12 protein-coding genes and 1 pseudogene are annotated in these 12,757 nt (G+C 68.0%); 9 read left to right on the top strand and 4 right to left on the bottom strand.

Annotation, left to right across the window (positions count from 1 at the left end):
- Position 1: 1 nt before the first annotated feature.
- Both NBRGI_RS18515 and NBRGI_RS18510 read right to left on the bottom strand, forming a co-directional pair.
- A complete protein-coding gene (locus NBRGI_RS18515; RefSeq protein WP_029897955.1) occupies positions 2–676 on the bottom strand; it encodes a response regulator in 675 nt (224 codons plus the stop codon).
- Positions 658–2,346: an ATP-binding protein gene (locus NBRGI_RS18510; protein WP_195138446.1), complete on the bottom strand. Its 1,689-nt coding sequence runs from the start codon at positions 2,344–2,346 to the stop codon at positions 658–660. Before NBRGI_RS18510 ends, NBRGI_RS18515 begins: the two co-directional genes overlap by 19 nt.
- Before the next feature lie 147 nt (positions 2,347–2,493).
- Here NBRGI_RS18510 and NBRGI_RS18505 point away from each other — a divergent pair, with 147 nt between their 5' ends.
- The 6 genes from NBRGI_RS18505 (at position 2,494) to NBRGI_RS18480 (ending at position 8,071) form a co-directional block, all read left to right on the top strand.
- Complete coding sequence (locus NBRGI_RS18505; RefSeq protein WP_029897951.1) at positions 2,494–3,318, top strand: ABC transporter ATP-binding protein; 825 nt, start codon at positions 2,494–2,496, stop codon at positions 3,316–3,318.
- A complete protein-coding gene (locus NBRGI_RS18500) occupies positions 3,308–4,195 on the top strand; it encodes an ABC transporter permease (RefSeq protein WP_081878134.1) in 888 nt (295 codons plus the stop codon). The genes NBRGI_RS18505 and NBRGI_RS18500 overlap by 11 nt, the downstream gene beginning before the upstream one ends.
- 2 nt (positions 4,196–4,197) lie before the next feature.
- The gene (locus NBRGI_RS18495; RefSeq protein WP_029897947.1) at positions 4,198–5,250 is read left to right on the top strand and encodes an ABC transporter substrate-binding protein; all 1,053 of its coding nucleotides are present in this window, start codon (positions 4,198–4,200) and stop codon (positions 5,248–5,250) included.
- A gap of 108 nt (positions 5,251–5,358) precedes the next feature.
- Positions 5,359–6,504: an aromatic ring-hydroxylating oxygenase subunit alpha gene (locus tag NBRGI_RS18490; protein ID WP_029897944.1), complete on the top strand. Its 1,146-nt coding sequence runs from the start codon at positions 5,359–5,361 to the stop codon at positions 6,502–6,504.
- 10 nt (positions 6,505–6,514) lie between these two features.
- A complete protein-coding gene (locus tag NBRGI_RS18485) occupies positions 6,515–7,132 on the top strand; it encodes a TetR/AcrR family transcriptional regulator (RefSeq protein ID WP_029897942.1) in 618 nt (205 codons plus the stop codon).
- 30 nt (positions 7,133–7,162) lie between these two features.
- Entirely contained in the window at positions 7,163–8,071 is a 909-nt protein-coding gene (locus tag NBRGI_RS18480) for an alpha/beta fold hydrolase (RefSeq protein ID WP_081878133.1), read from the top strand.
- Positions 8,072–8,117: 46 nt separating this feature from the next.
- On the opposite strand, the gene NBRGI_RS18475 is transcribed toward NBRGI_RS18480, so the two are convergent.
- Entirely contained in the window at positions 8,118–8,888 is a 771-nt protein-coding gene (locus NBRGI_RS18475; RefSeq protein ID WP_029897938.1) for a siderophore-interacting protein, read from the bottom strand.
- 360 nt (positions 8,889–9,248) lie between these two features.
- Here NBRGI_RS18475 and NBRGI_RS18470 point away from each other — a divergent pair, with 360 nt between their 5' ends.
- Positions 9,249–10,673: an amino acid permease gene (locus NBRGI_RS18470; protein ID WP_029897936.1), complete on the top strand. Its 1,425-nt coding sequence runs from the start codon at positions 9,249–9,251 to the stop codon at positions 10,671–10,673.
- Between the two features lie 56 nt (positions 10,674–10,729).
- Here NBRGI_RS18470 and NBRGI_RS18465 read toward each other — a convergent pair whose 3' ends face one another.
- Entirely contained in the window at positions 10,730–11,395 is a 666-nt protein-coding gene (locus NBRGI_RS18465; RefSeq protein WP_235211004.1) for a TetR/AcrR family transcriptional regulator, read from the bottom strand.
- A gap of 47 nt (positions 11,396–11,442) precedes the next feature.
- Between NBRGI_RS18465 and NBRGI_RS18460 the strand changes: the two genes are divergently transcribed.
- Positions 11,443–12,462, top strand: a complete 1,020-nt coding sequence (locus NBRGI_RS18460) for an oxygenase MpaB family protein (RefSeq protein WP_051727867.1) — start codon at positions 11,443–11,445, stop codon at positions 12,460–12,462.
- A 3-nt stretch (positions 12,463–12,465) separates the two neighbouring features.
- Positions 12,466–12,757: pseudogene (locus NBRGI_RS18455) on the top strand (oxygenase MpaB family protein); the annotation flags it as partial.

Here is a 12,757-nt window from a genome sequence, read left to right as displayed (position 1 = left end):
TTCAGCTCCGGCTCGTCGCGGAGTATTCCTGTTCGGGGCGGCCGGTGCTGCCGTAGCGCAGGCTCATGCGCAGGGTGCCGGTGCCGACGAGGGTGGCCAGGTAGCGCTGGGCGGTGGCGCGGGAGATGCCGATCGCGGTGGCCACCTCGCCCGCGGAGAGGGGGTTGTCCGCGGCCAGGATCGACTGGAGGACAAGGTCTTTGGTGGGGGAGGAGGCGACGGCGGCCGAGGCGGCCGCCGCGGCGGCCGGGCGCAAGGCCTGCAAGGCCGCGTCGACCCGGGCGTTGTCGACCTGGGGCGCCGAGAGGATGCGCCGGTAACGCGCGTACGCGGCCAGCCGGGCCGCGAGCTCGGTGTGCTGGAACGGCTTGACCAGGTAGGCGAGCGCGCCCGCGGACAGCGCCGCACGGACGGTGTCGCTGTCCGTGGACGCGGTCAGAACCATGGCGTCACACCGCAATTCGCGGACGAAGTCGACTCCGGAGCCGTCGGGAAGGTACACGTCGACGAGTGCGAGATCGACCTGCCCCGCGTCCAGGATCACCCGGGCCGCGGCCAGGGTGTTCGCGGTGCCCGCGACGGTGAATCCGGCGATGGAGTCCACGATCGCGGCATGCAGGTTGGCGACGCGGAAGTCGTCGTCGACGACGAGAACGGTCAAATCTGTTGGGGCCATGACACCTTGCTGTCTACGAGCACGCCGGGAATGCGAGCGATGAATTCGGCGCCGGTCAGCGGTGGCGCGCCGCCGCGCGGACTGGCCAGATGTACGTCGCCGCCGTGGGTGCGGGCGATCTGCCGGATCAGCGCGAGCCCGACCCCGCGTCCGCCGGGCACGTCGCGGCCGTCGCGGGTCGAGGCGCCCTCGGTGAACAGCACGTCGATCAGCTCCGGTGCGACACCGTCACCGCTGTCCGCCACGACGATGTGCAACGTCGAATCCTCCTGAACCAGCTCTACTTCCACCTGCCGCACGGTGTTGCCCGAGGCGTGCACGGCCTCGATCGCGTTGTCGAGCAGGTTGCCGAGCACGGTGGTGACGTCGACCGGGTCGGCGAGGGTGCCGTCCACCCAGGTGTTGGGGCCGAGCACCAGTTCGACGCCGCCTTCGCGGGCGTGCGCGGCCTTCGCGGCGAGAAAGGCCTGCAGGTAGGCGTCGTGGATGGCGTCGATGCCGGGCGCGGCGGCGCCGAGCGGCCCGGCGCCGATCATCTCGTCCAGCGAGCGCGACGCCTCCTCGGTGTGTCCGCTGTGCAGCAGCCCGCTGATCAGGTGCATCTTGTTGGAGAACTCGTGGCGTTGCGCGCGCAGCACGGTGCTCATCGATTGGACGGCGTCGAGTTGGCGGGTGAGCGCTTCGACGTCGGTGCGATCCCGCACGGTGAGTACCGCGCCGAGGTCGCGGCCGTCGCGCTGCACGGGCCGGGCCGCGACCACCACGATGTGCGAGCCGACCGTGGCCGACGCGGGTTGTTCGTCGAGCCCGCGGAACACCTCGAGCACCCGTGGCGTCAACCCGATCTCCGCCACCGGGCGTCCGGTCTCCGCGCCGATGCCGAGCAGTCGGCGCGCCTCGTCGTTGACGAACGTGGTCCGCCACCGCGCGTCGACGGCGAGCACGCCGCGGCCGATACCGTGCAGCACCGCTGCCTGGCCGCGCACGAGTTCGGCGAGTTCGGCGGGTTCGAGCCCGAGGGTCAGCCCGCGCCAGCGCCGGGCGAGCACCATGGATCCGGCGATCCCCACCAGCAGCGCGGCGCCGACGAGCAGTCCCGCGGTGCGCAGGTCGTCGAGCAATTGATCGCGCACCGCGTCGGTAGCGATCCCGACGCTCACCGCACCCACGATCTGCTCCGAATCAGGTTCGAGCACTGGGACTTTCGCGCGTACCGAGTCGCCGAGCGTGCCGCGTTCCTCGGCGATCACCTCGCGTCCGGCCAGCGCGCCGGACGGATCGGTGCTGACGTGTTCGGTGAGCCGGGTGGCGTCGGGGTGCGCGAGCCGGATCCCGGAATCGTCGGTGATCACCACGAACAGCGCGCCGGTGCGCTGGGTGGTGTCGACTGCGATGTGCTCCAGCGGTCCGTCGGCGAGTTCGCGGCGCAGCGCCGGATCGGCGTCGATGGCGCCCGGCGCGTACCGGGCCACCTCGCGGCGCACCACGGGATCGGCGGCGACCGTGCGCGCGATCGCGAGGGCGCGCTGGCCGTAACCGTCGCGCAGCCGCTGATCGCTGAGATAGCCGAAAACCGCGAAGGCGACGCCGAGGGTAAGGGTGACCACCATGATCTGCAGCAGCAGAACTTGCGTCCTCAATCGCACGGCCGGCGCGCCCTCAGTGGCCATTGCCGCAGCATAGACCACCCGCTCGAGGTGAGCAGAATGCGCAGAACCTGGCGAATCGGCACTTTGCACGGCTTGTGCGCACAAGCTCCGGCCTGTGACCGGGGCCACGTACGTTCGCTCTATCTCGACTCGCAGGAGCTAGAAATCATGACCAACCCACTCATCGAGCTGCGGAGCGCGACCAAGCGTTTCCCCGGCACCGGTGGCGGCATCCACACCGCCGTCAAGGACCTCGACCTCGAGGTCGGGCCCGGCGAATTCGTCGCCGTGGTCGGCCCGACCGGTTGTGGCAAGTCCACTACCCTGTCCCTGGTGTCCGGCCTGGAACCGGCTTCGGCGGGCCGGACCCTGGTGCGCGGCAAGGACGTCCGGGGCATCCCCGACGGCATCGGCTACATGTTCCAGCAGGACGCGGTGCTGCCGTGGAAGAGCGTGCTGGACAATGTCGCCCTGGGCCCGCGGCTGCGCGGCAAGTCGAAAGCGCAAGCGCGGGAGCAGGCTTCGGGCTGGGTACGCAAGGTGGGCCTGGCCGGGTTCGAAACCTACTATCCGCATCAGCTCTCGGGCGGCATGCGCAAGCGGGTCGCGCTGGCACAGACACTGGTCAACGGCCCGGAAATCCTGTTGATGGACGAGCCGTTCAGCGCGCTCGACGTGCAGACCCGCCAGCTCATGCAGGACGAACTGCTGCGCGTGTGGGCGGGCACCGGCGCCGCCGTCATCTTCGTCACCCACGACCTCGAAGAGGCCATCGTGCTCGCCGACCGGGTGATCGTGATGACGGCGAGCCCGGCGACAGTGTGCGGCAACTTCACCGTCGCGCTCGAGCGCCCGCGCAATGTCGAAGAGGTGCGGCTCACCACCGAGTTCCGCGATATCTACAAAGAGATCTGGGAAACGCTGCGCGATCAGGTCGAGGCGGCACGTGGTGCCGGCGGGGCGGTCAAGGAAGGAGCGACCCGTGTCGCATGACATTCTCGAAAAGAGTTCTGCCGCAGCGCCGGTCCCGGAGAACGAGTCCGAGGAGCAGATCCTCGCGCGGGTGCGCACCAACGCCCGGCGCGCGGGTATCCGCACCTGGGGACTGCGCGCGGCGCTGGTGGCCCTGTGGCTGGGGTCCTGGGAGCTGACCGCCTCGCTCTGGATCGACCCGTTCTTCTACTCGAAGCCGTCGTTGATCTGGGCGCGGCTGGTCGAGTGGTTCACCGACGGGACCCAATTCGGCTCGATCTGGTTGCAGATCTACACCACCGTGCAGGAGGCGGTGCTCGGCTTCGTGATCGGCACCGTCGCCGGTGTCGTGCTCGGTGTGCTGCTCGGCCGCAGTCGCTACTGGGCAGATGTGCTCGCGCCGTTCATCAAGGGGCTCAACGCCGTTCCGCGGATCGTGCTCGCCTCGCTGTTCATCATCTGGTTCGGCCTCGGCTTGAGTTCGAAGGTCGCGACGGTGGTCGTGCTGGTGTTCTTCGCGGTGTTCTTCAACGCGTTCACCGGCGCCCGGGAGGTGGACGGCAACGTGATCAACAATGCGCGCATCCTCGGCGCGGGCAAGCGGCAGGTGCTCACCGCGATCGTGCTGCCCAGCGCGACCACCTGGATCCTGTCCAGCCTGCACACCGCCTTCGGCTTCGCGCTGATCGGTGCGGTGGTCGGTGAATACGCGGGGGCCAGTAAAGGTTTGGGCCTGCTGATCAGCAACGCGCAGGGCACCTTCGATTCGGCGGGCATCTACGCGGGCATGATCATCATCACCGTCATCGCGCTGCTCGCCGAGTGGGCGATCGGCTACGCGGAGAGCCGCTTGCTGAAATGGCGTCCCTCGCAGGCGAACACGAGTCACGGGATCTGAGCATGAGATATCGCAAGCATGTGACGATCGTCGTGCTGGCCGTGGCGGCACTGCTGCTGGCCACCGGATGCCGGGATTCGCGCCATATTCCGATGGTGAACGGGCGGCCGGAGATCACCATCATGGTCGGCGGGCTGGAGAAGGTGATCTACCTGCCCGCGATGCTCACCAAGCAACTCGGCTACTTCGAGAGCAACGACATCGATGTGAAGCTGCTCGGCGAGCAGTCCGGCGCGAACGCCGAGACGGCGTTGCTCACCGGCGACGTACAGGCGGTGGTCGGCTTCTATGACCACACCATCGACCTGCAGGCCAAGGATCAGTGCATCAGTTCGGTGGTGCAGTTCTCGGACGTGCCCGGCGAGGTGGAGCTGGTGTCCACGGCGGACGCGGACGAGATCAAGTCGACGGCCGATCTGCGCGGCAAGAATTTGGGCGTCACCTCGCTCGGCTCGTCGACCGATTTCCTCACCCAGGCGCTCACCGGTCAGCAGGGGATGTCCACCGCGGACTACACCAGGGTGAAAGTCGGTGCGGGACAGACGTTCATCGCCGGGATGAACCACAACGGCATCGACGCGGGCATGACCACCGACCCGACCGTCGCGCAGATGGTCAATTCCGGGGAGGCGCGAATCCTGGTCGACATGCGCACCGAGGCGGGCACCCGGGCCGCCCTGGGTGGTTTGTATCCGGCCACCTCGCTGTACATGAGCTGCGCGACCATCGACGCGCACCCGGAGATCGTGCGCAAGCTCGCGGCGGCGTTCGTGCAGACCCTGCAGTGGATCAAGGCGCACACCCCGGAGGAGATCGCCGCGCAGATGCCCTCGCAGTACGCGAGCGCGGGCAAGGACCTCTACGTCCAGTCCATCCGCGACTCGATCGGCATGTTCAACGGCGACGGTGTGATGAAACCCGAAGGCGCCCAGAATGTTCTGGACATCCTCGGCAAGTATTCGAAGAACGTGCGCCCCGTCCGGGACCGCATCGATCTGTCGAAGACCTACACCACCCGGTTCGTCGAGGAGGCGCTGCGCGCGCCGAAGCAGTAGCGCGTTCGAGGTACGTGTCGGCACCGGAAATAATGCCTTGACGGGTGGTTATCGCTTGATAACCTGAACATAGTTATCGAACGATAACCTCACGTTCGGGAGGCCCCTATGACCGCGATCACCACCTCGGGCATCCGCGAGATCCTCGCGGAACTGCACCGCTACCTCGAGCCGGAACCTCCGGCGCTCACTCTGCCGCCCAGCGCCTACTCCTCGCCCGAGCTGTGGGAGCTGGAGCGCGAGTTGATCTTCCGGCGCAGCTGGATCCTGGCCGCGCACGTCGATCAGCTCGCGCGTCCCGGCGACTATGTGGCGTTGTCGATCGCGGGGGAGCCGGTGGTGCTCACCCGGGGGCAGGACGGCGAACTGCGCGCGATGTCCTCGATCTGCCGGCACCGGCTGATGCCGCTCGTCGAACCCGGTGCGGGCCATACCGATTCGTTCACCTGCCGCTACCACCTGTGGAAGTACGGCCTCGACGGCCGGCTGCGCGGTGCGCCGTACATGGGCGCCAACTTGGACTTCGCGCCCAAGCAGTGCCGGCTACCGCAATTCGCGTTGGCGCAGTGGAACGGGCTGGTCTGGATCAACCTCGACGCGGACGCCGAACCGATCGGCGACCACCTCGATCGGGCCGCGGCCCAGTTCGACGGGTACCGCCTCGGCGAGATGGTGCAGGTGGATTCGTGGTCGCTGCAATGGCAGGTGAACTGGAAACTGGTGATGGAGAACGGGCACGAGAACTATCACGTCATCGGCCTGCACCGGGAGACGCTCGAACCGTTCATGCCGGGCGGCAGCGACATCCACGTCGAGCACTACTCGCCGTGGGTGCTGCACGCCAGAATCCCGCTCGCCCTGCCGGTGGAGCCGGAAGCGGTGCGGCTGAACGAGATCCAGCGCAACAACGGCATGCTGCTGCTGGGTTTCCCGGTGAGCGCGCTCATCGCGATCGGCGACCAGGTGGTGTGGTTCAGCTTCACGCCGACGGCGATCGACCGAGTCCAGGTGATCGGCGGCGTGCTCACCCTGCCGGAACTGGCCACCGATTCCGAAGCGCTGCGCCGCACCCAGCAGGCGGTCACCATGATGATCAACGACGAGGATCGCGACGGCCTGGAAGCCGTGCAGCGCGGTGTCGCCGCGCGATTCACCGCGCGCGGCCACCTCAGCCCCAAGGAGCAGCCCGGCATCCTGGCCTTCTACCGGAATCTGGCCACCGCCTTGCTCGGGGACGAACCGTACGGCCGTTAGCCTGGAACGCATGACGGCGGAAACGACCCAATCGAGCCCGGCGGCCGAACGCATCCTGCGTACCGCCGCCGAGCTCATCGCCGTGCGCGGATTCGCGGCCACCTCGACGCGCGACATCGCCGCCGCCGTCGGGGTACGCCAACCCGCGATCTACAAGCACTTCGCCGCGAAGGACGACATCCTCGCCGCGCTGGTCCGCCTCGGTCTGGAACGTCCGCTGGCGCTGGCGGACGAACTGGCAGCGCTCGACGCGCCCGCGGTGGTGAAACTGCATCGGTGGCTGCGCGACGCGCTGGACCATCTGCAAGGGTCGCCGTATGTACTCGCGTCCATCCTCACCACCCAGGAGCTGACCAGGGAACGCTTCACTGCCGAACTGGGCCTGGTCACCAGGTTGGATCGGATCGTCATCGAACTGGTGACGGCGGGTCAGCGGGAAGGTGACGTGCGGGCGATGGATCCGGTTTCCGGTGCGCGCCTCGTGCAGGCCCTCTTCGATGCCCTCGCACTGCCGGAGATCGCGGTGAGCCCGGCGGAGATCGTCGAATTCGCCTTGACCGGTCTGCTCGCCGACCCCGCGCGGCTGCCCGAGATCCGGCGGGCGGCGCAGGCGTTACCCCTTTCCTGATCGCGATCATCGGCTACCGTCGTTCGGGTGATGGCGAGCCTTTCGGGGGGTGCTGAGCCCGGTGGTGGGGACGTGGTCGAGGGGCCGGCCGGGCTGCCGCCACGCCGGACGATCGTGCTACCCGACGGGTCGACGATCGCGGTCCGATTCGTGCCCGGCCCCGATCCGGTTCTGCTGCTGCATGGTTGGGCGCTGACGGCGGACGTCAATTTCTGTCACCTGATGCCGCCGGTCGCGGCCGAGCACGGTCTGGTCGCACTGGACCTGCGCGGGCACGGCCGCGGGCTGCCGCTGGCCGCCGACGAACGATTCGACATCACCCGGTGCGCCGACGACGCCGCCTCGGTGCTGGACGCGCTGGGCATCGATCAGGTGGTGGTGTGCGGGTATTCGCTGGGCGGGCCGGTCGGTCTGGAATTCGCTCGGCGCCACCGGGATCGGGTGCGCGGGCTGGTGTTCGAGGCGACCGCGATGGCCTTCGACAGCCGCGTCGACCAGATCGGCCGGGTGCTCTTCCGCGGGCTGCGCCCGCTCGCACATGTCAGCGCGGGCATCGGGCGTACCCTGCCGCTGGCCTACTTCCGCAGAGCGCGAGCGCGCGTGCCGGAGGTGGCCCGACTATGGCCGTGGCTGAGTGCCGAACTGGGACAGTGTCATCCGCGCGTGATCGTCGACGTGATCCTGGCCGAGTACGCCTTCGACTTCCGGCCGCACGCGGCCGAACTCGCGGGGCTGCCCACGGCGGTGGTGGTCACCGCCCGCGACGGGGCGGTGCCACCCACCGACCAACGAGAACTGGCCGCCCTGCTCGGCGCCGAGGTGATCGAGCTGGACGCCGCCCATGACGTCTTCCTGGCCGAGCCGGAAAAGTATGTGGCGGCGACTCGTACGGCGATCGAGCGGGTGCTGAAGGACTCCGGGACTTCGACGCCGTCATGATCGATCCGCACGCGTCCGCGGGCCCTCGGCTCGGGCCGAACTCGGCTCAGCTCTGCGAAGCCGCTGGCTCGGCCGCGTCCTTCGCCTTCAGCTCGGCCTTCCATTCCCGGAAGCCTTCTTCGGTGCGACCACGGCGCCAGTAGCCCGAGATCGACGCCGCCCATTCGGCGGGCACATTGTGCTCGCGGCGCACGTAGCGTCGCAGGTCGTGCATGACGGCCTGGGCTTCGCCGTGGATGAAGACCTGCACCTGGCCGTCTTTCCACGGCGCGCTGCGCACGCTTTCGGCGAGCACCTCGCCCGGTCCGCGGCCGCCGCGGTGCAGCCAGGTGAACTCGATGCCGTCGGGCTTGCGCAGCGGCAGTTCGTCGTCCGGCCCGGCCACCTCGACGAACGCGTAGCCGACCGCGTCCGCGTCCATCGCTTCCAGTGCCGCGGCGATGGCGGGCAGCGCTGCCTCGTCGCCGGCCAGCAGATGCCAGTCCGCATCGGACCGGGGCGCGTACGCGCCACCGGGACCGTACAGGTCGATGGTGTCGCCGGGCTTGGTCTCGGCAGCCCACGGTCCCGCGATGCCCTCGGCGCCGTGATACACGAAATCCGCGGCGAGTTCGCCGGCTTCGTGATCGACCGAGCGGACGGTGTAGGTGCGCAGCACCTCGATGCCGTCGCGTTCGAAGATGAACTTGACGTAGGAATCGGTGAACTCGTTGTCCTTGAACGCGGCGAAACCGGGTCCGCCGAGGTGGACCCGGATCAGATGCGGGCTGAGCCATTCGGTGCGCTGCACGGTGAGGGTGGTGCGAGGTCGAGCCATAGGTAATCCTCCCACGATTAGAATTAGGGTTACCTTACTGACACTACTCCCCGTTGATCGTGAACGATGCGGCGCGGCGTTCGGTGCGGCCGTCGCCGCGGAATCGTTCGGGCCCGGCACGGCTTTCGAAGTAGCGCGCTCAGCGGACCGGCCCGATTGTGGCGACCTGACGTATTCAGGCCTTTTACCTGCGAAGTCGGGTTCGCCGGGTGCTGCTCGGTGCCCGGCGGGTGGGCGCAACCGGTAGCGTGACGTACTGATCGATGCGCAAACATGCGATGATCCCATGTCATGTGTCCGGGGTCACCGACCGACGATCCCGGCCGTCGCGTCGTTGCCGCAAGAGAGAAGGACCGCACTATGACAGCCGCCGACCGTGAAGTATCGGACGCCGGAACGCTCGACCAAACCGGCACCGGCGAATCGGAGGGCTACGCGCGCGGTCTGAGCCCGCGCACCATTCAGATGATCGCCATCGGCGGCGCGATCGGCACCGGCCTGTTCTACGGCGCCGGCGGCGCGATCGAGCAGGCGGGCCCCGCGCTGATCCTGGCCTACCTGGCGGCGGGCCTGGCGATCTTCGTCATCATGCGCGCGTTGGGGGAGCTGCTCACCTATCGCCCCGTGTCGGGCAGCTTCGCCGAGTACGCGCACGAATTCCTCGGCCGCTTCGCGGGTTTCGTGACCGGCTGGTCCTACTGGGCGGTGTGGGTGGCCACCTGCATGGCCGAGATCACCGTCGCGGGCAAGTACGTGCAGTACTGGTTCGATATCGAGCCGTGGATCACCGCGCTGGTGGTGCTCGCCGTGATGTTCGCCGCGAACCTGATCTCCGTGCGACTGTTCGGTGAGGGCGAATTCTGGTTCTCCGCCATCAAAGTCACCGCGATCATCGGCATGATCCTGCTCGGCATCGGCGTGCTGACCATCGGCTTCGGCCACGCCGCGAACCCGACCGTGACCAACCTCTGGGCCGACGGCGGGGTGTTCCCGAACGGGTTCGGGCAGTCGCTGCTGGTGTTGCAGATCGTGCTGTTCGCCTACGTCGGTGTCGAATTGGTCGGCGTGACGGCCGGCGAGGCGCGCGACCCGCGCAAGACACTGCGCAAGGCGATCAACACCCTGCCGTTCCGCATCGGCCTGTTCTACGTCGGCGCGCTGCTGGTGATCATGTCGGTGGCGAGCTGGCGCACCTTCCACGAGGGCAAGAGTCCGTTCGTCGAGGTGTTCCAGCAGATCGGCATCCCCGGCGCGGCCGGCATCATCAACTTCGTGCTGCTGACCGCGGCGCTGTCGTCGTGCAACTCGGGCATCTACTCGACCGGCCGCATGCTGCGCACCCTGTCGATGCACGGCGAGGCCCCGTCGGCGTTGGAGAAGCTGAGCTCGCGGCAGGTGCCCTACGTCGGCATCAGCGTGTCGGCGGCCGCGATGGTGATCGGCGTGATCGTCAACGTCGTCTCGCCGGACAAGGCGTTCGCCTACATCACCTCGGTGAGCACCATCGGCATCATCTTCGTGTGGGGCATCATCCTGGTCTGCCACCTGATCTACCGTGCCAAGGTCGCCCGCGGCGAACTGCCCGCCAGCGACTACCGCCTGCCCGCCGCCCCGTACACCACCGTCGCAGCGCTGGTTTTCCTGGCCCTGGTGGTCGTGCTGCTGTTCTGGACCGAGAGCGGGCGTACCGCGCTCGTGGTCGGCCTGGTGTGGGCCGTGCTGGTCTCGGCCGGTTACGTGGGCCTGACGCGGTTCGGAGCGCGCGCGAAGGCTGCCGAGCACTAGGCGTTCGAGAACGGGCACGCGACCGCGGAAGCGGCGCGTGCCCGTTGTCGTATCGGCTACTCGCGTTCTGCTCGTGACCGGCGCGGCGTCGGCCTCTGCGCAGGTAGACCGCTCGGCGCGGGATAGAAGAAGTTCAGGATCAACCGGGTGATGTCGGCCAGGAACCGCTCGCGGGAGATGGGCGGCTGGTCCAGCACGTAGCGGATCGTCAGATGTTCGACCGTGCGTACGAGCAGCCACGAGGCGGCGTCGAAGTCGACGTCGTCGGGCAGCGCCGCACTGTGCATGGCGAGCGCGGCCCTGGCGATACCGCCGATCTGCTGTTCGAAGGCGAACACCGTGTTCGCGCCGCTGAGCCGCGGAGTCTGCTCGATCACCGCGCGCAGCAGCGCGGGATGCTGCCCGAGCGCCTCGAGCAGCACGGAAATCGCTGCGGGAACGGCGATTTCGGGCGGCTCGGCAAGGTTCGCCAGCACACTGCCGTGCACCACGGACGCGACCTCGGTGTTGAAGCGGTCGATCACGGCGGTGACGATCGCGTCCTTGTCCGGGAAGTACTGGTACAGCGAGCCGGGACTGACCCCGGCCGCCTCGGCGATCCGGTTGGTGGACGCGCCGTCGTAGCCGTGCTGGATCAGCACGTCCTGACCCGCGTCGACCAGGCGCGCGACCATGGCTCGAGACCGCTGCTGCTGCGGGGTTTTCCGGGTCTTCGGCGGCATCAGAAGACGAATTGAACGCGAGTATTTATTCGTGTCAGCATCGATTCATGGTGGCACACAATGACGTGGTGCACGAGGGTCGCCGTGTACCTGTTCCGCTCGGCCCGGACTCGTTGACCTGGAAGATCTTCGGCTCGCTGTACTTCGCGCCGAGCGGGTTGTTCCTCGGCATGGTGCAGAACATGCATCCGGGTCTCGGCGCCGGGGTCGAATATCATTCGCAGATCCAAGACGAGTTCTATCAGCGCGTGCTGCGGTCGGCGTATCCGATCGTCGGCGTGGTCTTCGACGGCCCGCGCGCCGAGCAGACCGCGCGCGAGATCGTCGACTATCACCGCACGATCAAAGGCCGCGACGAACGGGGGCGGCGTTATCACGCCCTCGATCCCGGCACGTTCTACTGGGCACACGCGGTGTTCTTCGTGCAGACTCTGCGGGCCGGTGAGCTCTTCATGGGCGGGCTGACGCCGCAACAGCGCGAGCAGCTCTGGCGCGAGCAATACCAGTGGTACGAGATGTACGGGATGAGCATGCGGGTCGTGCCGAAGAGCTGGCCGGAGTTCCAGGAGTACTGGAATCACATGTGCGCGCACGTCTTGGAGCCGACCAAGGCCGCATGGGAGGTGTACCGCCTGGCCGAGCAGGCCCCCGTGCCGCCGTTCCCGATCCTGGAGCTGTTGCCGGAACCGTTGTGGAACAGGCTGTTTCGCCCGGCGGGCGCCAGGTTCTACCAGTTCGTCACGATCGGCCTGTGCGATCCGGCGATCCGGCGCACCATGGGCTTCGACTGGACCCCGCGGGACCAGTTCTGGTTCGACCGGTGGTGCGCGTTGTTCACCGCGCTGAATCGGGTGACGCCGGAGGAGATCCGCTATTTCTTTCCGCGGATCCGGGCCGGGCGGCGTCGGGCCCGGGGCCTGCGCCCGGCGACGCTGGCGCCACCGGAAGCGCCCGAATTGCTGTGGCCCGCACCGGAACATCGCGCCGATCCCAAACACTACTGCCCCGTGCACGCGGATCACGGCAGCACGCCGGTGACGAGATTTCGCCAACTGACAGGATTCTGACCGATGCTCGACGTGCCTACCGACCATCCCTACGACTACTACTATCGACCGGGGATGCCGCTGCGACCCGCTCCGCCTCGCGCCGTGGCCACCGAATTATGGTACGAGCCAAGGAAATCGATTCTCTCGCCGTGGCTGGAGGTGCGGCCGATCCCGGTCGAGACGCCGCGTACCCGTCTGATGGCGGACCATCTGTGGCAGGGCGACGAGCCGATGGACCGGCTGGTCGCCGCCTTTGCCCGGATCGGTACCGCCGCGGGCCGGCGCCTGCTCGATCAGGCGCTCGACCGCGGCA

The organism is Nocardia brasiliensis IFM 10847 (assembly GCF_000710915.1).
Classification (GTDB): Bacteria; Actinomycetota; Actinomycetes; order Mycobacteriales; family Mycobacteriaceae; genus Nocardia; species Nocardia brasiliensis_A.
This window is presented reverse-complemented; position numbering and strand designations above follow the sequence as displayed.

Bases quoted from the DNA above. Each gene is read 5' to 3' on its own strand.
- NBRGI_RS18485 (WP_029897942.1), top strand. From the start codon at position 6,515: ATGACGGCGGAAACGACCCAATCGAGCCCGGCGGCCGAACGCATCCTG.
- NBRGI_RS18465 (WP_235211004.1), bottom strand. From the start codon at position 11,395: ATGCCGCCGAAGACCCGGAAAACCCCGCAGCAGCAGCGGTCTCGAGCC.
- NBRGI_RS18475 (WP_029897938.1), bottom strand. From the start codon at position 8,888: ATGGCTCGACCTCGCACCACCCTCACCGTGCAGCGCACCGAATGGCTC.
- NBRGI_RS18510 (WP_195138446.1), bottom strand. From the start codon at position 2,346: ATGGCCACTGAGGGCGCGCCGGCCGTGCGATTGAGGACGCAAGTTCTG.
- NBRGI_RS18505 (WP_029897951.1), top strand. From the start codon at position 2,494: ATGACCAACCCACTCATCGAGCTGCGGAGCGCGACCAAGCGTTTCCCC.
- NBRGI_RS18490 (WP_029897944.1), top strand. From the start codon at position 5,359: ATGACCGCGATCACCACCTCGGGCATCCGCGAGATCCTCGCGGAACTG.
- NBRGI_RS18515 (WP_029897955.1), bottom strand. From the start codon at position 676: ATGGCCCCAACAGATTTGACCGTTCTCGTCGTCGACGACGACTTCCGC.
- NBRGI_RS18480 (WP_081878133.1), top strand. From the start codon at position 7,163: ATGGCGAGCCTTTCGGGGGGTGCTGAGCCCGGTGGTGGGGACGTGGTC.
- NBRGI_RS18495 (WP_029897947.1), top strand. From the start codon at position 4,198: ATGAGATATCGCAAGCATGTGACGATCGTCGTGCTGGCCGTGGCGGCA.
- NBRGI_RS18470 (WP_029897936.1), top strand. From the start codon at position 9,249: ATGACAGCCGCCGACCGTGAAGTATCGGACGCCGGAACGCTCGACCAA.
- NBRGI_RS18460 (WP_051727867.1), top strand. From the start codon at position 11,443: ATGGTGGCACACAATGACGTGGTGCACGAGGGTCGCCGTGTACCTGTT.